Origin of the sequence: Burkholderia puraquae (genome assembly GCF_002099195.1) — a bacterium.
Lineage (GTDB): Bacteria > Pseudomonadota > Gammaproteobacteria > Burkholderiales > Burkholderiaceae > Burkholderia > Burkholderia puraquae.
The window spans coordinates 294,435-318,638 of the sequence record NZ_NBYX01000002.1 but is presented as its reverse complement, the minus strand read 5'-3'; the positions used below and the strand labels follow the sequence as shown (position 1 = coordinate 318,638).

Genomic DNA, 24,204 nt, shown 5'->3' with positions numbered 1-24,204 from the left:
TGGCGTATCCATGATGACGTCGCTTGCTCCGGCATCCCGACACCCGGCCTCCGAACATGCCGGTTTGCGCGCTGCGGGAGGAACCTCGTGCAGCGCTCCGCCGTCTCAACGCGACCGGCTTCATCTCCCGCAGTCCAATCCCCTCACCTCGCAGCACCCGGAGAGAAACATGGCACTACGCACCCTCGGCACGTCGAACATCCAGGTTTCGCCGCTCGCGTTCGGCGGCAACGTCTTCGGCTGGACCGTCGACGAGAACACGTCGTTTGCGCTGCTCGACGCGCTCGCCGACACCGGCATCAACTTCATCGACACGGCCGACGTCTATTCGGCCTGGGCGCCCGGCAACAGCGGCGGCGAATCGGAAACGATCATCGGCAAGTGGCTCAAGCGTTCCGGCAAGCGCGAGCAGGTCGTGATCGCGACCAAGGTCGGCCTGCTGGGGGCGCGCGCGGGGCTGACCCGGGACAACATCCTGAAAGCCGCCGACGATTCGCTGCGCCGCCTGCAGACCGACTACATCGACCTGTATTTCTCGCATCGCGACCTTGCCGATACGGCTCCGCTCGAGGAAACGCTCGGCGCCTATCAAACGCTGATCGACGCGGGCAAGGTGCGGATCATCGGCGCATCGAACTACAGCGGCGCACGCCTGCGCGAAGCCGCGGACATCAGCCGGCGCGACGACCTGCCCGCGTACCAGGTCATCCAGCCCGAATACAACCTGCTCGACCGCGCCGGCTACGAACGCGACCTCGAACCGGTCGTGCGCGACCTGAAGCTCGGTGTCGTCAACTACTACGCGCTCGCGAGCGGCTTCCTGTCGGGCAAGTACCGCAGCGAGGCCGACCTGAAGAAGAGCGTGCGCGGCGATCGCGTGGCCGGGTATCTCAACGAACGCGGGCTGCGCATCCTCGCGGCGCTCGATGCGGTAGCCGGGAAGCACGGCACGCAGCCAGCCGCGATCGCGCTTGCGTGGCAAATCGCGCGGCCGACGATCACCGCGCCGATCGCGAGCGCGACGTCGCTGGCACAACTGGAATCGCTCGGCGACGCGATCCGCGTTCAGCTCGATCAGGACGACATTCGCCGGATCGACGAGGCGAGCGCGGGCTGAAGTCGTCGGCAACGGGCCGGTCGATCGGACCGCGCAGTCCGCGCGGTTTCGCGACCGGCCTGTGTCATGTGCGCGCTCTTGTCACCGCATTCGCGGGCCGGGTCATTCGTGAATGGCGGATGGATACAATGGCGTGGGTCCGGGCGGCCCGCCGCACGGCTCGACACGGCCCTATCGAGATCCGTGACGCCCGAACCAACACCACGCACAAAGACCGCCCATGCTCCGGAACACCCGTCGCGCCCGCTGCGTCCCCCCGTTCACCGCCATGCTCGCCACGCTGCTCGCGTGCGCGCCGGCCGCGGCTTACGCAGGCTGGTACGAAGTCGTCAACTACACCGGCACGATCGGCCATGCGTCCGTCCACGTCTCGCTGCAGACCTACGACCGGATCAACCGCAACGACGCGGGCCGCTGGCGCGTCGACGGCAGCTACTACTACGACGCGCATCGTAAGCCGATTCCGTTGCAGGGCCACCGCGAGCCCGACGGCCGCGTGACGCTGTGCGAAGCATCGCCGCCCGCATCGAGCGCCGACTCGCCGGTCGTACCGGCCGCATCGCCCTCGCGGCCGAAACCCTGCCCGATCGCGCTGAACGTCGCCGGCAAAACGGCAACCGGCACCTGGGACGACGGTCGCAAGACACTCCCGATCACGTTGAACGAAGTCGGGCGACTGAACGACGACGATCAGGATCACCTCCAGCTCGACGGCACCGTCGATATTCCGATGTGGTATCGCACGAAGACGCACATGCTGGTCGGCGTCTATGCGCTGTCCGGCCAGTGCGGCATTGCCATGCAGTCGCTGCGGGCCGTGAACATCGCGACGGGCCGCATCGACCGCACGATCCCACTCGGCTGCGACGCGGGCATGGTGATGACGTCGATCTACGCGAACGTCGCCGACGCGCGGCGGGCCGGCTACGTCAGCGTCGAGTACCGCGGCGGCAAGATGGGTTACGAGGAGGACGTGTCACTCGGGCTGACGTCGTCTTCGTCAAAGTGAGCCGGTGGCAGCTGTCTCCCGTGCGTAGCGAATTGCACGCCACCTAACCGAAAACCACCATCGCGTTTTGACCGGCACGGCCGTTCGAGTTGACTCAGCCGGACATCCATCGCGCTTGCCGCCGCAACGCCCCGCCGCAAGCGCGTCACACGCCCGTCCCGGGTTTTTCACGGATTGACCGCGCCCTTCGACCTGCCCGAGACTGCGCCGCTCGGGCGGTCATTGGGAGAACGTCATGCCGGACACCAGCACGGAGATCGCCACGATCTCGACGCGCGCCGTACGCGGCCACGAACGCGTCGACTTCTGGGTCGACCATGTCGCGCGCACGCTCGTGCGGATCGAATGCAGCGGCAAGTCGTCCGAAGGCATCGACGCAACGCTGCGCAAGCGCGATCTCGGGCTGTTCGGCGCATGCGACATCGTCGCGAACCGGCACGCGGTCGTGCGCACGCCGCACAACATCCATGCGGACCAGCGCGACGCCGTGTTCATCTGCCTGATGCACGCAGGGCAAGGCTATACGTTCCAGGACGTCGACTGCATGCAGCACGGGCCCGGCGACCTCGTCCTCTACGACACGTCGATGCCGTACGGTCACGGCTTTCCCGCCGACATGGCGATGACCGTGCTCGACGTGCCGCGCGACGTGTTCGAGGCGCGCGTCGGCCCGTGGCGCTACCGCAGCCTCGTCAAGATCGATCGCGGCGACGGCGTCGCGTCGTGGGCCGTGCGGCAGGTGTACGCGCTGCTCGCCGCGCCGGAGGAGCCGGCGCCCGACGCACGCGAACGGCGCGCCGCCGCGATCCTCGATCTCGTGCAGTCGATGCTGCGGCTGCGCGACGGCGACGCGTCGCCGACGAAGTCGACCGTCCATACGCTGTCGCGCGCCAAGGCGTTCATCGACAGCCATCTCGCCGACGACGACCTCGACAGCCGGTCGGTGAGCCGCGCGATCAACCTGTCGCCACGCCAGCTCGCGCGCGTATTCGAAATCGAAGGGATGCCGCTCACGCGCTACATCCTCGCGCGGCGGCTCGAGCGCTGCCGCGCCGACCTGCGCGACCGGTCGCTGAAGCACCTGACGGTCAGCGAGATCGCGTTCCGCTGGGGCTTCAACAACAGCGCGCATTTCAGCCGCAGCTACCGCGCGCGCTTCGGCGAAACGCCGAGCGATACGCGCGCGCCGGCGCCGGCCGACGCGCCCTAGCCCGCCACCCGCCACCCGCCATCCACTACCCGCCACCCTGTCCCTGCGAGGCAAGCACGGCGTCCGTCCCGGTCAAATGGAGCCGCATGGCGATCGCTAAGCTGGCTTCCTGCGCGGCGGCACTCGTTTCGCCGCCTGACAGCAAGGAGAAGAAGCGGGATGGAGACGTACGACCATATCGTCGTCGGCGGCGGTTCGGCCGGCTGCACGGTCGCGCACCGGCTGGTGAAAGCGGGCAGGCGCGTGCTGCTGCTCGAGGACGGCCCGAAGGACGACAGCCTGTTCATCCGGATTCCGGCGACGTTCATCCGCGTGCTCGGCACGCGGCGCACGGTCACGTTCGAGAGCGAGCCGCAACCCGGTGCGGCGGGACGCAGGACGTACGTGCCGCAGGGCCGCACGCTCGGCGGCGGCAGTTCGGTCAACGCGATGCTGTACGTGCGCGGCACGCGCGACGACTATGACGACTGGGCCGCGCTCGGCTGCCCGGGCTGGGGCTGGGACGACGTGCTGCCCGTGTTCAAGCGCGCCGAATCGCACCTGCGGCTCTCCGAGCCGTTTCACGGCATCGACGGGCCGCTGAAGGTCGGCGACACGCGCTTCCGGCATCCGCTGAGCCTCGCATTCGTGAAGGCCGCGCAGGAAACCGGCATCGCGTACAACGACGATTTCAACGGCGCCGCGCAACATGGCGTCGGCTTCTACCACACGACGATCTTCGACGGGCAGCGCGGCAGTACCGCGGCCACCTATCTCGCCGACGCGATCGGCCACCCGAACCTGCGCGTGCTGACCGGCTACCGCGTCACGCGCATCCGGTTCGACGGCCGGCGTGCGACCGGCGTCGAATGGCGGACGGAAAGCGGCGCGACCGGTTCGGCCACCGCGCGCGCCGACGTCGTGCTCGCGGCCGGCGCGCTGAGCACGCCGAAGCTGCTGATGTTGTCGGGCATCGGGCCCGGCGCGCACCTGCACGCGCACGGCATCGACGTGCTGCACGACAGCCGCGAGGTCGGCGCGAACTACCAGGATCACCTCGAAGTCTCGATCTACGGCCGCAGCCACGCACCCGTCAGCCTGCTGGGCGAGGATCGCGGGCTGAAGGCATTGCGGCACGGGCTGCAGTGGATGCTGTGCCGCACGGGCCTGCTGACGTCGAACGTCGTCGAATCCGGCGCGTTCGTCGACACCACCGGCAGCGGCCGCCCGGACATCCAGTTCCACGTGCTGCCGACGCTCGTCGGCGACGTCGATCGCGAGCCGCTGCCCGGCCACGGCCTGTCGATCAACCCGTGCCTGCTCAGGCCGCGCTCGCGCGGCTCCGTGCAACTGCGCGGCAACGATCCAGCCGCGCCGATCCTGTTCGACAGCGGCGCGCTGTCCGACCCTGCCGACGTCGACGGCCTCGTCCGAGGCGTCGCGCTCGCGCGGCAGATCATCCGCGCGCCGTCGCTCGCACGCATCGTGCGCGAAGCCGAGACGCTGACCGAGACGGCACTCGCCGACTACGTGCGGCGCCGCGCGAAAACGGTCTATCACCCGGCCGGCACCTGCCGCATGGGCCACGACGAGCATGCGGTCGTCACGCCGCGCCTCTCGGTGCAAGGCGTCGACGGATTGCGGATCTGCGATGCGTCGGTGATGCCGCGCATCGTGTCCGGCAACACGAACGCGCCGACGATCATGATCGCGGAGCGCTGTGCCGAGTTCATGCTGGCGGAGTAACGCGGCGCGGTGCGCTCACTAAACTGAAAGGAAAAAACGGCGCGTGAGGGCCGCGCCGCCGCTCCATCTGCATCACCTGCCGGAATCAGCCCCCGTCCGTGCGCGCCGCCTCGCGCAGCGCCATCGGCGACGCACCATAGCGCTCGCGAATCGCCCGGCTGAAGTGCGCCTGGCTGGAGAATCCCCAGCGAAACGCGATTTCGCCGACGCTCGTCTTGCGCAGCCGCGCATCGATCAGCTCGCGATGCGCATGCGACAGCCGTTCCGACCAGATGTGCTGCGTGATCGACTCGCCTTCGGCCGCAAACTGCCGGCTCAGATGCCGCAGCGACAGTCCGACCGCGTCGGCGACGGCCTGCGGCCCGAGCTCCGGGTCGCCCAGGTGCGTCGCGATGTACTGCTTCGCGGTCAGCAGATACGACAGCGACGCGCGCGAGGCGCCCGCACCGTTCACTTCCGCATCGATGAGTTCCGCGATCAGCGTGCGCGTGTGCTCGGCGAACCGCGCGGCGTCGCGCTCGACCGGATCCTTCATGAACCGTTCGACGCTCGCGCGCAACGTCGCGCCGAGCATCGCGCCCGCGCCGGGCTTCGGTGCGATCCGCAGCGGCAGTGCCGCCAGTTCGGTATCGAGCCGGTCGTCGAACGTCGTGACCGGGATATCGATCAGCAGCTGCCGCATCGGCGTCAGGAATCCGAACAGATAAGGCACGCGCGTGTCGTAGACGACCACATCGCCGGCTTCCGCCAGCAGGCACCGGTCGCGCTGGATGAAATACGCGCGCCCGCTCAGGAGCTGGCATGCAAACAGCGACTCCTTCGGCAACTGGCGCACATGCGTCGGGCTGCGCTCGATCACATGATCCTGGCCGCTGATGTCGGCGACGCGCAGGTCGGCCAGCACGAGGTCGGTCTTCTCGACCTCGAGCCCGGCCGGCGACAGCGACGAGCAGCGCAGCCCGACCAGCGTCGCCGCATTGAACGCATCCCAGTACGCCATCCTGTCGCGGGCCGGCACGTCGGCCGTCGAGCCTCGCGTGCGGGAAAAAACCGTCGAATTCGTCACGTCGCCTCCTGCTGGCGCCTGTCGTGCGGAGCGGCACGGATTGGGGGATGGTTCGTCTGGATTTTGGTGCGATGCAATGTCCGGCGCGGTCAAGCAATTCGTCCAGCCCAGTCAAGAGCGGCAGGCACCGGCTGGCTAAAGTCGAGCCCACGACAACCGATACCCAAGGAGACGAACCGTGGTCGACCGAGCCGTAGCCGAATTCTGGCAAAACATCCCGCCGATTGCCAATCCGTTCAAGCCCGATGCGCTGCCCGAAGCGTACATCGCGAACGCGGCCACCGACGACGAACGCTATTACGTTCCGTTCACCGAAACGGTTTCGTCGCGGCCGCTGTGGATTTCGCCGTCGCAGAACAAATGGTGCGACATCCTGATGGCGAAGGAAGCCGGGCTCGTGAACCGGCACTATCACCCGCACGAGGTGTTCGCCTACACGCTGTCGGGCAAGTGGGGCTATCTGGAGCATGAATGGACCGCGACGCGCGGCGACTTCGTGTATGAAACGCCGGGCGAAGGCCACACGCTCGTCGCGTTCGATCACCCCGAGCCGATGCGCGCGTTCTTCATCGTCAAGGGCCCGCTGATCTGGCTCGACGACGCAGGCAATCCCGACGGCTACTTCGACGTGCACTCGTACATCGCGATGTGCAAGGCGCACTACGAGAAGGTCGGCCTCGGCGCGCAAGCGATCGAGAAGCTGTTCCGCTGACGCGCGGCGAGGCTCACCATGACATCCCCTTCCTCCTCCAGATCCGCCTGGACGTACGAGAACAGGCTGCTGCTGATCCTGTTCATGACGTTCGGCTTCGTCTTCTTCGACCGCCTCGCGCTGTCGTTCCTGTTCCCGTTCATGTCGGCCGAGCTGCACCTGACGAATGCGCAGCTCGGCATGGTGTCGTCCGCGCTCGCGCTCACGTGGGCATTGTCCGGCGCCGCGACGGGCGCGTGGTCCGACGCGCGCGGCACGCGCAAGCCGCTACTGATCGCGGCCGTGCTCGGCTTTTCCGTGTGTTCGGCACTGTCGGGGCTCGTCGGCGGCTTCGCGAGCCTGATCGCATTCCGCGCGCTGATGGGCATCGCCGAAGGGCCCGTGCTGCCGCTGTCGCAATCGCTGATGGTCGAAAGCTCGACGCCGAGCCGCCGCGGGCTGAACATGGGCCTGCTGCAAGGCTCCGCCGCCGGCCTGCTCGGCGCGATGATCGGCCCGCCGGTGGTCATCGGCGTCGCGACCGCGTACGGCTGGCGCGAGGCGTTCTACGTGTCGTGCGTTCCGGGCTTCCTGATCGCGTTCTGCATCTGGCGCTGGGTGCGCGAAGTGCCGCCCGGCGGCGTGCGGCACGCGCAGGCCGATACCGCCGGTGCGCCGGCCGCGAGCGGCGCGGCCATCAGCCGCTGGGCGCTGCTGAAGGAACGCAACATCCTGCTCTGCATGCTGATCAGTTGCTTCTTCCTCACGTGGTTCATCGTGATCATCTCGTTTGCGCCGGTGTTCCTCGTGGAAAGCCGCCATCTGTCGCCGTCCGACATGGGCGTCGTGATGACCTGCCTCGGCGCCGCCTGGGTGTTCTGGGGCTTTGCGGTGCCGGCGATCTCCGACCGGATCGGCCGCAAGCCGACGATGATCGCGTTCGCGCTGATCGCGGCCGTATGCCCGATCGTGATGATCCATGCCGGCTCGCTCTGGGCGCTCGGCGCGCTCGTGTTCGCCACGTACACGGGCCTCGGCTGCTTCACGCTGTTCATGGCGACGATTCCGGCCGAAACGGTGCCGCCGCGTGCGATCGCCAGCGCACTCGGCCTGATCATGGGCGCGGGCGAGCTGATCGGCGGCTTCGTTGCGCCGACCGTGGCCGGCTTCGCGGCCGACAAATACGGCCTGCAGTTCGCGATGTGGACGTCGGCCGCCGGCGCGATCCTCGCGTGCGTGCTGTCGTTCGGCCTCGTCGAAACCGCGCCCGCGGTGCTGCGCAAGCGCGCACTCGCCAGCACGGCCGCGAACCGTCTCGATGCACAAAACCTCGGAGGACGCTGACATGCGGGCACTTCAATGGCATGGCCCGCGCGACGTCCGTCTCGTGGAAATCGAACCGCCGCGCGTCGGCCCTGGCGACGTGCGCATCGCGATCGCGTATTGCGGGATCTGCGGCAGCGACCTGCACGAATATGCGGACGGCCCGCACGCGATTCCGGTCGACACGCCGCATCCGCTGTCGCGCCGCACCGCGCCGCTGACGCTCGGCCACGAATTCTGCGGCACCGTCGTCGAAGTCGGCGACGGCGTGACGGCGCTGCACGCGGGCGATCGCGTCGCGGTCGAGCCCGAGTATCGCTGCAGCCGGTGTGCGTACTGCCGCTCCGGGTCGTACAACCTGTGCGTGTCGATGGGCTTCGCCGGGCTGATGGGCGACGGCGGCATGGCCGACTTCGCGGTCGTGCCGGCCTACATGCTGCATCGCCTGCCCGACGGCGTCAGTCTCGAACAGGCTGCGGTGATGGAGCCAGCGGCCGTCGCGTTGCACGCGCTGCGGCGTGGCGAATTGCGGCTCGGCGAGACCTGCGCAGTGTTCGGGCTCGGGCCGATCGGCCTGCTCCTGATCATGCTCGCGAAGCTGCAGGGGGCAACCACGATCGTGGCCGTCGACGTCTCGCCCGAACGGCTCGCGGCGGCCGCACGCTTCGGCGCGACGCATACATTCGACGCGCGCGCCCTCGGTGCATCCGCGCTGCAGGACGCGATCCGCGCGGCCACGGGCGGGCTGGGCGTCGACGCGAGCTTCGAAGCGGCCGGGCTGCCGGCCACGTTCGAAGCCGCGATGCAGGCACTGCGCAAGGGCGGCCGCGTCGTGATGGTCGGCCTGATGTCGCATGCCGGCTTCGACGCGTTCCGCGCGGTCAACGACGAGCTGACCTTCACGGCGAGCGTCGGCTACCGCCATGCGTACGAAGACCTGCTGCGCATCGTCGCGTCGGGCGCACTCGACCTCACGTCGATCGTCACGCGCACCGTGTCGCTCGAAGATGCCGTCGCCGACGGTTTCGACGCGCTGCTCGCCGACCGCGCACAGATCAAGATCCTCGTTTCACCCGCGCAACGGCCGGCCCGTCGCGCACACACCATCGGGAGCGTCGAGCATGAGTCGTCAGTGGGCGTTTGAGGGCCAGTCCGTCGTCGTGACGGGCGGCACGTCGGGCATCGGTGCGCGCACGGCGATGCGGTTCGCGGAAGCCGGCGCGTCGGTCGTCGCGCTCGGGCTCGACGCAACCGGCCCGCATGCACCGGTGCATGCAGGCATCCGGTGCGTGGAACTCGACGTGACCGACAGCGATGCGCTGACGCGCACGATCGCAGCCCTGCCGCGGCTCGACGTGCTCGTCAACGGCGTCGGCATCAGCCGGCATGCGGACGAATACCGGATGGACCAGTTCGAACTCGTGCTGAACGTGAACCTGACGTCGGTGATGCGCGCATCGGACGCCGCGCGGCCGGCGCTGTCGGCGCACGGCGGCAGCATCGTCAATGTCGCGTCGATGTACACGTACTTCGGCAGCAAGGATCGCCCCGCATACAGCGCAAGCAAGGGCGGCATCGCGCAGCTCACGCGCTCGCTCGCACAGGCGTGGGCCGATCGCGGCATACGCGTGAACGCGGTCGCACCCGGCTGGATCGACACGCCGCTCAGCAGCGGCCTGATGGCCGACATGCAGGCGTCGCGGCGCATCCTCGAACGCACGCCGCTCGGGCGCTGGGGTACGGCCGACGAAGTCGCCGACATGATCCTGTTCCTGTGCTCGCCCGGTGCATCGTTCGTGACCGGCGCGGTCGTGCCGGTCGATGGCGGGTATTCGACGGTCTAGCACGCTGCCAAGCGGGCATCGGCGGGCGCGCGATGTCTGCCGGTGCCCGTCAAGCACCGGCTTCCGCCGGTTGCCGTCGAACCGGGCATCGCCCCGGTTCATCTTTGTTCATATCAATCAGTAGTCCAATCAAAAATATCCGACTCGATCGGAAACATGTGAGGAGCACATTGGAGATGACGAAAAAGACCCTTCTGGCGCTCGCGGCATGCGCCGTTCCCGCCGCGTCGTTCGCGCAGAGCAGCGTGACGATGTTCGGGCTGATGGATGCCGGCATCAGCTATGTCAGCAATCAAGGCGGCCATGGCGCCGCGAAGTTCGACGACAACATCTTCTTCCCGAACCTGCTCGGTTTCGAAGGCAAGGAGGATCTCGGCGCGGGCACGCGCGCGATCTTCCGGCTCGTCAACCAGTATTCGCTCGGCAACGGCTCGATCATCGGTGGCGGCCTGTTCGCGCGCACGGCCTATGTCGGGCTGCAGAACGACCGGTACGGCACGCTGACGCTCGGCAACCAGTACGAGTTCATGGTCGATGCGCTGGCCGCGAGCGGCAACGAGATCGCGCAGGATCTCGTCGGCCTGTACGGCTTTCGCAACGGCCCGTTCGACAAGCTCGCGTTGCCGAACAACCCGACCGGCGCATTCGACTGGGATCGCGTCGCGGGCAGCAATCGCGTCGCGAATTCGGTCAAGTACACGAGCCCGTCGCTGTCAGGCCTGACCTTCGGCGCGCTGTACGGCTTCGGGAACGTCGCGGGGTCGGTCGGCGCGAACAATACGGTCAGCGTCGGCGCGAGCTACGACAACGGCCCGTTCGGCGCGGGCGCAGCCTATACGAACCAGAAGTACGGCGCGGCGGACGGGCTGCCGCCGACCAGCGTGCGCAACTGGGGCGCGGGCGTGCACTACACGCTCGGCACGGTCACCGGGAAAGCACTCTTCACGACCGTACGCAACGCGCAGAACGGCGCGGGCGCGTGGTCGGCGGAAGCCGGCGCCGCATGGCGGCCGTCGCCGGCATGGGTGATCGGCGCGAGCTACACGTACATGAAGGGCAACGACACGCTCGACAACGCGCACGCACACCAGTTCCTGGCTGCCGTCCAGTACTGGCTGTCGAAACGCACGATGGTGTACGTGGCAGGCGTGCATCAGCGCGCAAACCACGGCAGCAACGCGCAGATCAACGGCGTGATGGACGCGAACGGCGCGTCGAGCGGCGCGTTGCAGTCGATCGCGCGGATCGGGTTCAGCACGCGGTTCTAGGCCGCCGCCTCGGCGGATCCTGTCGGCGCTCCTGTGTCCGGATCACTCGACGACGAAGGCGCAGCGCGGCCGCCCTGCTGCCTTCGTCGCAACATGCTGCCGGCCGTCCTCCGATCGGATCGGCTCGCGAAGCATGCGCACAACCGCGACTAACCCGAGGCATCCGTTCCGCCCCCGTCCTGCATGGCCGCGTCACGACACTGCGGCGGCGTGACACCGAAGCGCCGGCGAAACAGCCGCGCGAAATGCGCCGGATCGGAAAACCCCGACTGCAGCGCGAGACGCGTGATGCTCGCCCCGTCGGCACCGGCCTGCGACAGCACTTCATGGCATTTCTCGAGCAGCAGGCGCCGGATCATCGCCTGCGGCCGCTCGCCGATCGATTCGAACGCCTGGTAGAGCGTGCGGCCGCACACCTTCATTGCCGCGGCAATGCAATCGGGCGACAGTTCGCGGTCGAATGCCGCGCGGGCCGCGCGCACGGCCCGATCTATGTCGACATCGGTGCCGGCCGCCACACGCGCAAGCAGGAGTCCGGTGCACGGTTCGAATTTCTCGAACCACTCGCCCTGCGCGGCGTCGCAGGCCTCGCCTGCGATCCGGTGTTGAAGGGTGTACTCGGCTGTCATGCGGCTGTCTCCAGATCAAAGGCCGATCCGGCGCCAAACGGCGGATCGGCATATCTGGCCCGCTGTAGGACGCGGGTTGCGGCAACGCTGGGACATCCGTGAATCGAATGCAGGATTCACATGCACGTGCGCGCCAAGTGTCCGTCGGCGCCGATCGCGGGCGCACCGGCGCCGCGATCGGCTTGCGCGGCCAGCGCGCGGCTGACTCGCGCATGGTTGGCACGCCGCACGGCCGGCGGCATCGACTCATACGCCGCATCGCGAATCAACGCGTGGCGGAACGCATAGAACACGCGATCGCGCCGATGCTGCGCGTACATGATCCGTTCTTCGAGCAGCAACTGCAGGTGCGCGTCGAGCGTCGCGCGATCATGCGGCGATGCCGCGGCGAGCAGGTGCGCATCCACCTCGATCCCGATCGTCGCGGCGAGCTGGGCGGTATCTCGCGCGTCGTCGATCCGGTCGAACGCGCGCCCGAGCATCCCGCCGAGACTGAGCGGAAGCGGGCACGGATCCGTCGTCCGCCGCCCCGCGAGCGAGCCGTCCGCGCCGCTCATCGTCAGCTCGCGCGCAACGGCCTCGATGAACAGCGGAATGCCGGCCGTACGGTGGACGAGCGGGTCGAGCCAGGCCGAATCGCGCACGCCCTGGCCCAGATACGCCGACATCAGGCGCCGCGCGTCGTCGCGTGGCAGGCGGCGCAATACCAGGCGTTCGGTCGCGCCGCGCCAGCGCGCGAGCTCGGCGGGGCGCGACGTGAGCACGATGCAGAGCGCCGCCGCGCGCGGCGAGCGCTGCAGGTACGCAAGGAAATCCTCGGTCGAGCGGTCGATCCACTGGACATCCTCGATGACGAGCAACACCGGCGCGCCCTGGCCGAGCGACACGATCAGTTGCTCGAGGACGTCGAAGAGCACGTGCTGGTCGCGCGCGCTCGACCGCCGCTCCTCCTTCACGGCACAGGGCAGCCCCAGCCAGGTCTCGAGCGCGGCGCGGGCCGCCACACGATCGCATTCGAGCGGCGCAAGCAACGCGTCGATCGCCGCGCGCGCGATACCGGCCGGGCCGTCGGCGTCGATCTTCCAATGTGCACCGATGAACCGCAGGATCGGAAACAGCGCATGATTCTCCCGCTCGGGCAGGCACCCGCAATGCGCGAACGCGTGGCCCTGTGTCCGCAAGGTCTCGCACAGCGCGTGCACGAGGCGCGTCTTGCCGATTCCCGCGTCGCCGACGACGAGCCGCGGCACGCCGTGCATTGCGCGACGATGGCGGGCGCGGGTTTCCTGCCACGCGCGCAGCAGCGCGTCGAGTTCGCGCGTGCGGCCGATCATCGGTGTCCTCATGCCGGTGTCGAGCGAATCGAACGGCGTATCGACCCGGCGCTCGCCGAGCAGTTCATGAACCGGCTGCGGCGCGAGGCCCGCGCGCGTCAGCCGCAACGCGGTCGACCGGAAGTCGACATGCCGTTCGAGCGCGAGCCGCGCATCGTCGCTGATCAGGATCTGCCCGGGCCCGGCAAGCCGCAGCAGCCGCGACGCCGCGGCCGGCGTCGATCCGCCCGATATCGGCGACGCATGCGCGAGAACCTGCCCGACATGAATCGCGGCGGCCACTTCGACGTGCCAGCCTTCACCGCCGACCGTACTGCCGGCGGCGGCCGGCACCGGCAGCCGCGCGCGCCCGGCCACCCGCACCATGTCGAGCGCCGCACGCGCCGCGCGGCGCTCGGGCCGGTCGATATCGCCTTGCAGGCCGAAATGGAACAGCAGCGTGTCGCCGAGCCGCTCGTCGGCCTGCGCGCCATAGCCGACCGCGATATCCGCGCACTTCGTCAGCCATTGCGCCTCGTAGCCATCGAGCAACGCGCCGTGATCGGTTCCGGCATGGCGTTGCCGGCCGTCTCCGGCGATCGTCACGCAACAGCACAGCGTGGTGACCTGCCGGTATTCGCCGGCCGTCGCGATCGCCTCGCTGGGCCGCGTGAACGGGTACGGCCGCGTGTGCCGGTTTGCACGGCCGGCGTCGAACGGGCCGACCAGCGCCGCGAAATTGAGCGCGCGAAACTGCGCCGCGAGTTCGTCGGCCGATGCGGCGCGCTGCGCCGGATGCTTGCTCAACGCGCGCCGCAGCACCGAGCCGAGCGGATGCGACGCGATCGACGGCGGAAGCGCGACATCCACCGGGCTGAGCTGCCGATACAGTATCTCGGCCACGCTTGTGCCCTGCATGACGACTTCGCCCGTCAGGCATTCGATCACGACCAGGCCCCACGCATACAGATCGCCGCCGGGCGTCGGCGGTTCGTTGCGCAATTGCTCGGGCGCGCAGTATGACGGCGAGCCGAGCACCTCGGCCGCGAGCGTCGCGGCCTGGGGCGCGATATCTTCCGTGCCGGGCAACAGCGCGCCGATACCGAAATCGAGGAGCTTCGCGTGCGGCCCGTCATCGGCCATTTCGATCACGATGTTTTGCGGCTTCAGATCCCGGTGCACGATGCCGCGACGATGCGCAGCCGCGAGCGCATCGAGCACCTCCGCCATCAGCCGTCCCGTGTCGACGGCCGACAGCGGCCCCTCCATCGCAAGCTGGTCGCGCAGGGTCCGGCCCTGCACGCGTTCGAAGACGGCGAACAGCCGCCCGTCGGGCGCTTCCCCCTTGTCCAGCAGCGCCACGATGTTCGGGTGCCGCAGCGCCTCGCACAGGCCCGTCTCGCGCCGGAAGCGCATGCGCTGGCGCGCGCGCTCCGCTGCAGTCCGCGCGGCATCGTCCCGCATCAGCTTGATCGCGACGTCTTGCCCCGTCTCGCCACAGGTCGCGCGAAACACCACGCCGCTGCCGCCTTCGCCGAGCAACGCGCCGAGCCGGTAATGCCGCTTGCCGGCCAGCACGGCGAAGGGCGCGGCGGGCTGCCGCGATTCACGCGTGTGCGGCACCGCGCGTGCGCGTGTCGCGGCCGGCAACCCGGACTGTGTTTCCGCGTTCACGAGCAGTGGACGACCGGATCCGGCGCCGAACGATGCATGCCGATGCGCGGTTCGACGCCGGGCACCGACTGGCATTCGAGGCGCTCGCCGCGCATGATGCGGAACGGGAAATCGCCAAAGCGGACGCTGCCGCGCCGCCGCTCGACGAGCTGGCTCGCGTCGAGCCCCGGCAGCGCCGCGAACTGGCTCCGGGCGCGATGAATCTGCACGTTGACATGGGACGTATCGATACCGAGCATGCGCGCGAGCCGGTCGAGTTCGATCCAGCCTTGCGTGGCGGCGTCGTAGCCGGCCTGCATGTCGGCCGAGCGTGCGCGGGCGAGCGTGACGAGACTGTAGTGATGTGCGCGCTCGCCGAGGTCGACCACGCCGCCGCGAATGTGCAGCAGCGCGCGGGCGTGCTCTTCGTCCCGGCTGACGAAGAATTCGAGCAATCGGGCCGGCACGGCCGGATCGGCAGGCGCGCGCAGCCTCATCGTCGAGCCGTGGCGCACGAGCGCCACGCGCCACGTGAAGTCGCCTGTCGACACTTCATCGCCGTCATGGAGCGCGCGCGGCGGCAGCGTGTCGTCGCATAGCCATTCGCCGGCCGGCGACCGGACGATCGTGACTGGTTGTGCGGCGCGGGCAGGCAGGATCTGGCGCGGCGCTAGCACGATCGGATGCGTGGCGCCCCGTACCGGCCACAGCGTATCGGCCGGATCGTCGAGCACTTCGACGCGCCAGGGCGCGACACCGGCCGTGCCGAACCGGATGACGTCCCCTCGCTGCAGCACAGCGTGCTCGCCGTCGCGCAACGGCACGCCCGATACCGACGTGCCGTTGCTGCTGTGATCGTGGAGCTCCCACAGCCCGCCGACCCAGCGGATATGGGCATGGACACGAGACACCGACGCGTCGCGAATGACCGTATCGCAGCGTGCAGTATCGCGACCGAACACGTGATACGCGCGGAGCAGGCACGCTTCCCCGGAAGAATCGTTCTTGAGTATCGCCATGGCCGCCCCGTATCGGATTCGCCCGGATCGCTCGAGGGACGCATCCACGCCCGGACAAGCGATTGATTCAATGATCGCGAACGATGTCGACCGTTCGCCGCCTCGTTACCTGTTTCTTCGCCAGCTTCCTTTCGATTCGTTGCTCGTCCGGTGCGCGTCATTTCGACGAACTGAATGATCGACTGTTTTGTTGTTTTAAATTCGAGCAACCTGATGAAAATCCTGCCAAATAAAATCATGCGTCGCAATCGAAATGCTCAACTCTTGTTTTGATATTGCAATGCTTTACATTTTCGACGGTGTTTCATTTCATATATAAAGGGTCGAAAATCTTCACCGCCTTCACATCCATGACAGGCTTGTTTAGAGAAGAGAAATCACATTGAATGACGGGGCAAATTTAAATACCTTTGCTGGCGCGGATATTTTGTTTGACGAAAAGAAAATTAATTAAATAGTTTCGACGATTTAAATAATGCCATTCGACGTTTTGGCAGATTGCATTACATGGATTATTGCGGATTTCAGGTGTGTCACGGCCAATGTCTCGCGAAATCATCGGCAAGCGGATACGTGTCGGCTCGCCGCTGCATCGCGATCGATTGCCGGCAACCGCGGCGGAAGCGGGCAAGGCACCGACCGACCGATCGTCGTGACCGCCTCGCCCACGAGGTCGATGGAACGCATCGACGGCAATCGTCGCCGGAAGTTGCCAGCCTCGCCCTTGCCCGCCATCCAGCCCCAATAAATCTCCTTGACGACCTACCTTTCGAAATATATCTTTAGATATGTTTTACGACATATAGGACACGATCATGCGACACACCCCCTCCCGCGGCCATGCCCGATGCGACGGTCATGGTGCGCATGCCCGCCCTGAGTGGTTCACCGGTCTCTGGTACGCAATCGGCCGCCACCGCCGCGGCCAGGATCCGTTCGGTGGCGGCCCGTTCGGCGGCCGCGGCGGGCGCGGCGGCTTTGGCGATTCCGGTGACGAAGGCATGCCGCGCGGCCGCCAGTTCAGCTCCGACGATCTCCAGCTGCTGTTGCTTGCGCTCGTCGCCGAGCAACCGAGCCATGGCTACGAGCTGATCAAGGCGCTCGACACGCGTTCGAACGGTTTCTACAGCCCGAGCCCCGGCATGGTGTATCCGGCGCTCACGTATCTCGAAGAAGTCGGCTTCGTCGCGTCGCAGGCGGAAGGCAACCGCAAGCGCTACGCCCTGACCGACGCCGGCCGCGCACATCTCGACGCCCAGCGCGAACGTGTCGACACACTGTTCGCGCGCCTCACGCACCTCGCACGCAAGATGGAGTTCATGCGTCGCGCGTTCGCCGGGGAATCGGCAGGCAACGAAACGCAGGACGAAGCGCAAGCAGGCTGGCTGCCGGAGTTCGTCGAGGCGCGTCTCGCACTCAAGCGCGCGCTGCTGCACAAGAGCGCCGCCGACGCTGACGAACAGCGGCGCATCGCGGCCATCATGCGCCGCGCGACGGCCGAAATCGAAGGCGGCACCGGCGCGTAAGCCGCGCTGCCCCGTCAAAACCCAAGGAGAACGGATTGATGCAGAGCCCATCCGACCGCACCGTGACCCGCGTGCGCCACACCCTCAAGTTCCGCTTGCTGCAGGTCCTGCGCGTGCACGCCGTGACGCCGCACCTGCTGCGCGTCACGCTCGGCGGCCCCGATCTCGCGGATTTCGAATCCGCGTCGTTCGACGATCACGTAAAAGTGTTTTTCCCGCCGCCCGGCGCCGAACGGCCCGCGATGCCGACGCTCGGCGCGAACGGCCCGGAGTTTCCGGAAGGCGAACCGAAGCCGGTCGCGCGCGACTTCACGCCGCGCCGCTTCGACCGCGCCGCCTGCGAACTCGATCTGGAATTCGTGCTGAACCACCCGGGCCCCGCATCGCAGTGGGCCGCACAGGCACGCGTCGGCCAATGGCTCGGCATCGGCGGCCCGCGCGGTTCGTTCGTCGTCCCTACCGGTTTCGACTGGCACCTGCTGATCGGCGACGATACGGCGCTGCCGGCGGTCGCGCGGCGTCTCTCGGAATTGCCGGCCGGTGCGCGCGCGGCCGTCGTGCTGGAAGTCGCGGATCGCACCGCGCAGATCGCGTTCGACACGCGTGCCGACGTGCATGAAATCTGGCGCTTCCGCGCCGAAGCCGACGCGGCGGACGGCGACGTGCTGCTGAATGCCGTGCGCGATATGCCGCTGCCGCCGTCCGGCGACGGCTACGTGTGGGCGGCGGGCGAAGCGCTGTCGATGCGCGCGGTACGCCAGCACCTGACCGGCGAGCGCGGCATCGACAAGTCGCGCATTCGCGCGGCGGCCTACTGGAAGCGCGGCGCGGCGGCCGTGCACGAAACGCTGGAAGACTGACGAATGCGGGTACCCGGTCAAGGGGTACCCGGTTGACCGGCCGATGACACAATCGTGGCGTCGGCGCACCAGCGGGCTTGGCACCGCTATCGCGGCTGGTATATATCTGTGTGTGCGACGCCGCTGTCGGGCGACAGCCGCCGCAGCCCGCCCAGGAGCGCCCGGTCATGACAAAAGAAAGCCACGCGTCGCCGTTCCTTCGCAACCTGAAGATCGCCGGCTATTGCGGCCTTGCCGCGGTGGTACTCGTGCTGTTCGTCGCGATGTGCGCGATCCTGAAGGAAAGTGCACTCGACCGCGACGCCGCGCAGCACCCGGCCGATACGCCCGAATTGCGCGATGCGGGCGGCGGGCCGTCCGCATCGGCCGAATCGGCCAAGACACCCGGCTGACGGCGTCCTGCCCGATCTCCTGCCGCTTACGGCGCGTGCCGGCGGCCCATCACGACTGCGTGCACCGAATCGCCGAGCCGTTCGAGCAGCGCGGTCACGCGCTGCCCGTACAGGTGCGCAGCCAGCGCGCCGGCCGTGCCGACCAGCACCCCGCCCGCCATGTCAAATGGCCAGTGCACGCCCGCATAGATGCGTCCCCATGCAATCGCCACGGCCATCGCGGCCATCGCGAACCCGGTGAGCCGGGTCGTGCCGCCAAGCATCAGCCCGACCGCCAGGCTCCACGCGAACGTCATGTGATCGCTCGGAAACGAGCTGTCCGGTGCGTGCGGAATCAGTTGCGTGCCGACGCCGGCCATGAATGGGCGCGGCGAGAACCAGAAATGTCCGATGACCTGCGCAAGCGCGAGCGCCACGCATACGCCGACGCCGGTTTCGATCGCCTGGCGCCGCGTCGGGCGTGCACCGAAGATCCAGGTCAGCAACAGCATCGCGGGCAACGCATAGACGAGCCAGTCGGCGGCGAAGATGGCGAGGCGGGCAACGCCCGGCTGCGGCGCAACCCCGGCGTTGATGGCGGAAAAGAGGGTGAGATTGAGGGTCTGCATGAATCCGGTTGCGTGGGGCGTAAAAAATCGGCCGGTTGCCCGGCCTGATACGAACGATGCTAGGGCGCATCCGCTTAAGCGATGCTTAATGCGGCGGCCGCACGCGACGAAGCCCGCCGCGGCGAACGCACTTAGAGCCTGCACCGCAGCACAAGTTCACACAATTGTCACATTCCCGCGCGACCGTCTCCCGTAAAGGCTCACCCCACATCCCGTAAAGACTCACCTTTTTCACATCGTGGCGTCATCGACGCGTGCGAATATCGGGACGCCGGGCGCCGTCCAGGCCGTTTGCATCATTCATCTCAATATTTACGCTGCGAATTCTTCGAAATCGGCAACAATTAATTCCAAATGCGGCATCGCACAACGGCAACGCACAGGCATAGGATTACGAGCTTACGAGCACTCATCCACGAAGCGATCAACAACAAGGAGTCCGCATGAAACCCAGCGATGTCCGATCGAAAGCGTTTGCGATGCCGTTGACCAGCCCTGCCTTCCCGATGGGCCCTTACCGTTTCGTCGATCGTGAGTTCCTGATCATCACGTATCGCACCGATCCGGACCGTCTCCGCGAAATCGTCCCCGAGCCGCTGCAGATCACCGAGCCGCTCGTGCATTACGAATTCATCCGCATGGCCGATTCGACCGGTTTCGGCGATTACACCGAAAGCGGCCAGGTCATTCCCGTCGAATACAACGGCCAGCCGGGCGGCTACACGCTCGCGATGTATCTCGACGATCACCCGCCGATCGCCGGCGGCCGCGAGCTGTGGGGCTTCCCGAAGAAGCTCGCGTCGCCCACGCTGCACGTGAACACCGACCACCTCCTCGGCACGCTCGACTACGGCAAGGTGCGCGTCGCCACCGGCACCATGGGTTACAAGCACAAGGAACTCGACATCGACGAGCAGACCAAGCGGCTCGCCGGCCCCAATTTCCTGCTGAAGATCATCCCGCACGTCGACGGCACCGCGCGCGTCTGCGAACTGGTGCGCTACTACATGCAGGACATCAAGATGAAGGGCGCGTGGACGGGCCCCGCATCGCTCGAGCTGGCGCCGCACGCGCTCGCGCCCGTGGCCGACCTGCCCGTGCTCGAGATCGTCGAAGCCCGCCACCTGGTCGCAGATTTGACACTGGGCCTCGGCGAAGTCGTCTACGATTACCTGGCTCAGTAACACGTCCGCAGTCCTTTCTCCCTGTCAATCCTTTCACCACGGGAATTCGAACATGAGCAACCTGAATGGCAAGACCGCAGTCGTCACGGGCGCCGCGAGCGGCATCGGCAAGGAAATCGCACTCGAGCTCGCGAAGGCGGGCGCGGCCGTCGCGATCGCCGACCTGAACCAGGACGGCGCGAACGCCGTTGCCGACGAGATCGTCAAGGCGGGCGGCAAGGCAATCGGCGTCGCGATGGACGTGACGAACGAGGAAGCCGTGAACAGCGGTATCGACAAGGTGGCCGAAACGTTCGGCTCGGTCGACATCCTCGTGTCGAACGCGGGCATCCAGATCGTCAACCCGATCGAGAACTATTCGTTCTCCGACTGGAAGAAGATGCAGGCGATCCACGTCGACGGCGCGTTCCTGACGACCAAGGCCGCCCTCAAGCACATGTACAAGGACGATCGCGGCGGCGTCGTGATCTACATGGGTTCGGTGCACTCGCACGAAGCGTCGCCGCTGAAGTCGGCCTACGTGACGGCCAAGCACGGCCTGCTCGGTCTGGCCCGCGTGCTGGCGAAGGAAGGCGCGAAGCACAACGTGCGCTCGCACGTCGTGTGTCCGGGCTTCGTGCGCACGCCGCTGGTCGACAAGCAGATTCCGGAGCAGGCGAAGGAGCTCGGGATCAGCGAAGAGGAAGTGGTGAAGAAGGTGATGCTCGGCAATACGGTCGACGGCGTGTTCACGACCGTGCAGGACGTCGCGCAGACGGTGTTGTTCCTGTCGGCCTTCCCGAGCGCCGCGCTCACGGGCCAGTCGTTCATCGTCAGCCACGGCTGGTTCATGCAGTAACGTCCGCGCCTCCCGAAAGGGGGGCGATTCCCGCGTCACCGCCTGTTCTCACTACTCACGATGGAGTACCGTCCGCCGACGCCACTCCTTTCCTCTCCGCCGTCAATGGCGGGATTTCTCGGAGCAACTGATGAAACCGCACGCCCGAACAGAAAAGCAGGCCGTCGATGCGGCGGACCTGCATCACGAGGCCGGCGCACCGACCGCCGCGCGCACGCTGCCGTACGAGACGATTGCGCTCGTGCTGCAAGGCGGCGGCGCGCTCGGCGCGTACCAGGCCGGCGTGTTCGAAGGGCTGCACGAGGCAGATATTCCGCTCGACTGGATCGCGGGCATCTCGATCGGCGCGCTCAACACCGCGCTGATCGCGGGCAATGCGCCCGAGCATCGCGTCGAGCGGCTGCGCGAGTTCTGGGAGACGATCTGCAAGCCGGCGTTCTTCCCGACGATTCCGGCCGCATTCGAGTTCGCGCTGTTCAACAGTATCGACCAGATCCGCACGTTCTTCACCGCGTCGCAGGCCGCGAGCGCGATGATGCAGGGCCAGCAGGGCTTCTTCGTGCCGCGCTTCCCGCCACCGCTGCCGGGCGTGTCGGATCATCCGGAGAAGATCAGCTGGTACGACACGTCGCAACTGCGCGCGACGCTGCTGAAGCTGTGCGATTTCGACCGGATCAATTCGGGCGAAACGCGCGTGTCGGTCGGCGCGGTCAACGTCGGCACCGGCAACTTCGTGTACTTCGACAATTCGCGCATCCGTCTCGCGCCCGAGCATTTCATGGCGTCCGGCGCACTGCCGCCCGCGTTCCCGCCGGTCGAGATCGACGGCGAGTACTACTGGGACGGCGGTGTCGTCTCGAACACGCCGCTGATGGAGGTGCTCCGCGCACGGCCGCGCCGCGACACGCTCGCGTTCCAGGTCGATCTGTGGAGCGCGCGCGGGCCGTTGCCGCGCACGATGGCCGACGTCGCCGAACGCACGAAGGACGTGCAGTATTCGAGCCGCACGCGTTTCGTCACCGACACGCTGCAGCGCGAACAGCGCTACCGCAACGTGCTGCGCCACGTGCTCGACCAGGTGCCGGAAGAGCAGCGCAAGGCGGATCCCTGGTGCGTCGAGGCCGATGCGATGTCGTGCAGCAAGAAGTACAACATCCAGCACCTGATCTACCAGCAGAAGGCCTACGAGCATCACTACAAGGACTATCAGTTCGGTCTGTCGACGATGCGTGACCACTGGTCCGCAGGCCTCGACGACATCCGCAAGACGCTCGCAGTCAAGGACGGCCTCGCGCTGCCCAATAACGACTCGGGTTTCGTGACGCACGATATTCACCGCAAGCGCTAATGCCGTGCGCGACGGATCGGCGCGATGCATGCGCCGGTTCGTCCTCTTCTCCGACCAGACATGCCGATTTTCATTGCCCTGTTCGCGCTCATCGCTCTCGGATGGGGCGCGGTACACCTGTTTCACGTCATCGCCGCGCAGTTCGGCCAGCCGGTCGCGATCGCGGCCGCCGTGCTCGCCGCCGCGATCCTGATCGCGCTGGTCGCGTGGTGGATCAAGCGCCGCCGCGACATCGCACCGAATACGAAGGAAGAAGGCTGGACCCACGTCGTGCATCGCGCATGGGGCGAGCTGCGCGTGTCCGCGACGCAGGGGCTGCTGTGGCTGTCGCACGACGGCACGGACGGCCGCTATACGCTGTCGCAGCTCGACGGCTGCCAGGCCGCGCCGATCGGCGGCCGCTGGCATCTCGTCGTGCGCGTGCGCGATGCGGTGCGCGGCGAATGGAAGCTGCCGATGATGGACAAGCACGATGCGCAGCGTTGGGCACGCGTGCTGACGCTCGCGAAGAACAACCGGCTCTGAACCGGTGCGCGGCTGATGCGCATGTGCGCCCGGCACGCACCGCCGCGCCGTCTATCCCGCATTCCACACGCTATCGCGCCTTCAGCGCCCACAACGCATCGAGCACGTGCTGTGTCGCCCGCTCGACCGGCCCCGCCCGATGCACGATACCCAGTTCGCGCCACAACGCCGGGCGCAGCGGCCGCATGACGATGCGTGCGTCGGGTAGCGGGGCACCCGCCTCGTGCGGCAGCAGCGTCGCGCCGTAACCCGCAGCGACCAGGCTCTTGATCGCATCGTTGTAGTTCAGTTCGATCCGCGGCTCCGGCCGGTGGCCGCCGAGCGCGAACCATTCCATCGTGAGCCGCGACAGGCGCGTGGTCGCATCGTTGAGAATCAGCGGACGGGCGGCCAGATAGCCGGGCGTCACGCGAGCCGGAAGCGGCCAGTCCGCCGGCAGAAACGCCATCACCGGATCGCGCCGCCACGCGCGGATCGACAACCCGGCGACCGCCGTCTGCGGCAGCGCCACCAGCCCGACATCGAGCGTACCTTGCGCAATGCGCGCCAGCGTGTCGTGCGACGTGAGCACCGCGATCTGGACATCGATGTCCGGATGCTGCTCGCGCAACCGGGCCACCGCCTGCGGCAACAGGTGCGCGATCGCCCCGGTCGATGCGCCGAGGCGTACGCGTCCGGTCAATCCCTGCACCTGTCGCTGCACATCGTCCAGCGTGGATTCGACCTCGTCCAGCAGGCGGCGCGCCCGCTCCACCAGCACTTCACCGATGGGCGACGGCCGCACGTTTCCACGCGTACGGGACAGCAACGGCGCGCCGATGCGGCTTTCCAGTTCGGCAACGTGAAGGCTGACGGTCGGTGGCGCGAGATGCAGCAGTTGCGCCGCCGCGACAAAGGACCCTTGGTCCGCGACGGCGACCAGCGTGCGCAACCGGTCCAGGCTGATCTCCCGCATTCCCCACCTCTCGTTCAAGAAAACTGAATCTCGCAGTCAGCAAATTCAACTTTTCCTATTCTAGGCGTTCGGCGGACGATACGGCTTTCCCGACGACCGAA

Annotated in this window: 23 protein-coding genes; 16 read left to right on the top strand and 7 right to left on the bottom strand. The window is 67.4% G+C overall.

Features of this window, described 5'->3' with window-relative positions:
* Nucleotides 1-169 precede the first annotated feature (169 nt).
* The 4 genes from B7G54_RS05830 (at nucleotide 170) to B7G54_RS05815 (ending at nucleotide 5,061) form a co-directional block, all read left to right on the top strand.
* Nucleotides 170-1,117, top strand: coding sequence for an aldo/keto reductase (locus B7G54_RS05830; RefSeq protein WP_085038211.1), 948 nt, complete (start codon nucleotides 170-172; stop codon nucleotides 1,115-1,117).
* Between the two features lie 268 nt (nucleotides 1,118-1,385).
* On the top strand, nucleotides 1,386-2,126 hold the full coding sequence (locus tag B7G54_RS05825) for a hypothetical protein (RefSeq protein ID WP_244289257.1): 741 nt from the start codon (nucleotides 1,386-1,388) through the stop codon (nucleotides 2,124-2,126).
* A 235-nt stretch (nucleotides 2,127-2,361) separates the two neighbouring features.
* Nucleotides 2,362-3,336, top strand: coding sequence for a helix-turn-helix domain-containing protein (locus B7G54_RS05820; RefSeq protein ID WP_085038209.1), 975 nt, complete (start codon nucleotides 2,362-2,364; stop codon nucleotides 3,334-3,336).
* Between the two features lie 159 nt (nucleotides 3,337-3,495).
* Entirely contained in the window at nucleotides 3,496-5,061 is a 1,566-nt protein-coding gene (locus B7G54_RS05815; protein WP_085038208.1) for a GMC family oxidoreductase, read from the top strand.
* 85 nt (nucleotides 5,062-5,146) lie between these two features.
* Here the strand turns inward: B7G54_RS05815 and B7G54_RS05810 are convergent, their stop codons facing one another.
* Complete coding sequence (locus tag B7G54_RS05810; protein ID WP_085038207.1) at nucleotides 5,147-6,127, bottom strand: helix-turn-helix domain-containing protein; 981 nt, start codon at nucleotides 6,125-6,127, stop codon at nucleotides 5,147-5,149.
* A 178-nt stretch (nucleotides 6,128-6,305) separates the two neighbouring features.
* Here B7G54_RS05810 and B7G54_RS05805 point away from each other — a divergent pair, with 178 nt between their 5' ends.
* The 5 genes from B7G54_RS05805 (at nucleotide 6,306) to B7G54_RS05785 (ending at nucleotide 11,253) form a co-directional block, all read left to right on the top strand.
* The gene (locus tag B7G54_RS05805) at nucleotides 6,306-6,839 is read left to right on the top strand and encodes a 2,4'-dihydroxyacetophenone dioxygenase family protein (RefSeq protein ID WP_085038206.1); all 534 of its coding nucleotides are present in this window, start codon (nucleotides 6,306-6,308) and stop codon (nucleotides 6,837-6,839) included.
* Between the two features lie 18 nt (nucleotides 6,840-6,857).
* Complete coding sequence (locus B7G54_RS05800; protein WP_085038205.1) at nucleotides 6,858-8,162, top strand: MFS transporter; 1,305 nt, start codon at nucleotides 6,858-6,860, stop codon at nucleotides 8,160-8,162.
* A gap of 1 nt (nucleotide 8,163) precedes the next feature.
* A complete protein-coding gene (locus B7G54_RS05795; RefSeq protein WP_085038204.1) occupies nucleotides 8,164-9,285 on the top strand; it encodes a 2,3-butanediol dehydrogenase in 1,122 nt (373 codons plus the stop codon).
* Complete coding sequence (locus B7G54_RS05790) at nucleotides 9,263-9,985, top strand: SDR family NAD(P)-dependent oxidoreductase (protein ID WP_085038203.1); 723 nt, start codon at nucleotides 9,263-9,265, stop codon at nucleotides 9,983-9,985. Before B7G54_RS05795 ends, B7G54_RS05790 begins: the two co-directional genes overlap by 23 nt.
* A 176-nt stretch (nucleotides 9,986-10,161) precedes the next feature.
* A complete protein-coding gene (locus tag B7G54_RS05785) occupies nucleotides 10,162-11,253 on the top strand; it encodes a porin (RefSeq protein ID WP_085038202.1) in 1,092 nt (363 codons plus the stop codon).
* A gap of 149 nt (nucleotides 11,254-11,402) precedes the next feature.
* Here B7G54_RS05785 and B7G54_RS39535 read toward each other — a convergent pair whose 3' ends face one another.
* From B7G54_RS39535 to B7G54_RS38525, 4 genes are all read right to left on the bottom strand, one after another.
* Complete coding sequence (locus tag B7G54_RS39535; protein WP_085038201.1) at nucleotides 11,403-11,882, bottom strand: helix-turn-helix transcriptional regulator; 480 nt, start codon at nucleotides 11,880-11,882, stop codon at nucleotides 11,403-11,405.
* Nucleotides 11,883-11,998: 116 nt separating this feature from the next.
* Nucleotides 11,999-14,869: a TOMM system kinase/cyclase fusion protein gene (locus tag B7G54_RS05775; protein WP_244289256.1), complete on the bottom strand. Its 2,871-nt coding sequence runs from the start codon at nucleotides 14,867-14,869 to the stop codon at nucleotides 11,999-12,001.
* Entirely contained in the window at nucleotides 14,866-15,867 is a 1,002-nt protein-coding gene (locus B7G54_RS05770; protein WP_085038200.1) for an FHA domain-containing protein, read from the bottom strand. Before B7G54_RS05770 ends, B7G54_RS05775 begins: the two co-directional genes overlap by 4 nt.
* 400 nt (nucleotides 15,868-16,267) lie before the next feature.
* Nucleotides 16,268-16,612 carry a hypothetical protein gene (locus tag B7G54_RS38525; protein ID WP_133059143.1) on the bottom strand — a complete coding sequence of 115 codons (345 nt, stop codon included), beginning with the start codon at nucleotides 16,610-16,612 and terminating at the stop codon, nucleotides 16,268-16,270.
* Nucleotides 16,613-16,682: 70 nt separating this feature from the next.
* Between B7G54_RS38525 and B7G54_RS05765 the strand changes: the two genes are divergently transcribed.
* The 3 genes from B7G54_RS05765 (at nucleotide 16,683) to B7G54_RS05755 (ending at nucleotide 18,645) form a co-directional block, all read left to right on the top strand.
* The gene (locus tag B7G54_RS05765; protein ID WP_085038199.1) at nucleotides 16,683-17,393 is read left to right on the top strand and encodes a PadR family transcriptional regulator; all 711 of its coding nucleotides are present in this window, start codon (nucleotides 16,683-16,685) and stop codon (nucleotides 17,391-17,393) included.
* Between the two features lie 38 nt (nucleotides 17,394-17,431).
* On the top strand, nucleotides 17,432-18,253 hold the full coding sequence (locus tag B7G54_RS05760) for a siderophore-interacting protein (protein WP_085038198.1): 822 nt from the start codon (nucleotides 17,432-17,434) through the stop codon (nucleotides 18,251-18,253).
* Nucleotides 18,254-18,420: 167 nt separating this feature from the next.
* Entirely contained in the window at nucleotides 18,421-18,645 is a 225-nt protein-coding gene (locus tag B7G54_RS05755) for a hypothetical protein (RefSeq protein WP_085038406.1), read from the top strand.
* Between the two features lie 26 nt (nucleotides 18,646-18,671).
* Here B7G54_RS05755 and B7G54_RS05750 read toward each other — a convergent pair whose 3' ends face one another.
* Complete coding sequence (locus tag B7G54_RS05750) at nucleotides 18,672-19,253, bottom strand: undecaprenyl-diphosphatase (RefSeq protein ID WP_085038197.1); 582 nt, start codon at nucleotides 19,251-19,253, stop codon at nucleotides 18,672-18,674.
* Nucleotides 19,254-19,696: 443 nt separating this feature from the next.
* On the opposite strand from B7G54_RS05750, the gene B7G54_RS05740 reads away from it, so the two are divergent.
* The 4 genes from B7G54_RS05740 to B7G54_RS05725 all read left to right on the top strand — a co-directional run bounded on the left by B7G54_RS05740 (nucleotide 19,697) and on the right by B7G54_RS05725 (nucleotide 23,148).
* Nucleotides 19,697-20,437, top strand: a complete 741-nt coding sequence (locus tag B7G54_RS05740; protein WP_034181487.1) for an acetoacetate decarboxylase — start codon at nucleotides 19,697-19,699, stop codon at nucleotides 20,435-20,437.
* A gap of 52 nt (nucleotides 20,438-20,489) precedes the next feature.
* The gene (locus B7G54_RS05735) at nucleotides 20,490-21,275 is read left to right on the top strand and encodes a 3-hydroxybutyrate dehydrogenase (protein ID WP_048021178.1); all 786 of its coding nucleotides are present in this window, start codon (nucleotides 20,490-20,492) and stop codon (nucleotides 21,273-21,275) included.
* Nucleotides 21,276-21,405: 130 nt separating this feature from the next.
* Nucleotides 21,406-22,623, top strand: coding sequence for a patatin-like phospholipase family protein (locus B7G54_RS05730; RefSeq protein WP_085038196.1), 1,218 nt, complete (start codon nucleotides 21,406-21,408; stop codon nucleotides 22,621-22,623).
* Between the two features lie 60 nt (nucleotides 22,624-22,683).
* A complete protein-coding gene (locus tag B7G54_RS05725; RefSeq protein ID WP_085038195.1) occupies nucleotides 22,684-23,148 on the top strand; it encodes a hypothetical protein in 465 nt (154 codons plus the stop codon).
* Nucleotides 23,149-23,218: 70 nt separating this feature from the next.
* On the opposite strand, the gene B7G54_RS05720 is transcribed toward B7G54_RS05725, so the two are convergent.
* Nucleotides 23,219-24,103 (bottom strand): LysR family transcriptional regulator, encoded by an 885-nt coding sequence (locus tag B7G54_RS05720; RefSeq protein ID WP_085038194.1) that lies wholly within the window; start codon nucleotides 24,101-24,103, stop codon nucleotides 23,219-23,221.
* Nucleotides 24,104-24,204: the final 101 nt, after the last annotated feature.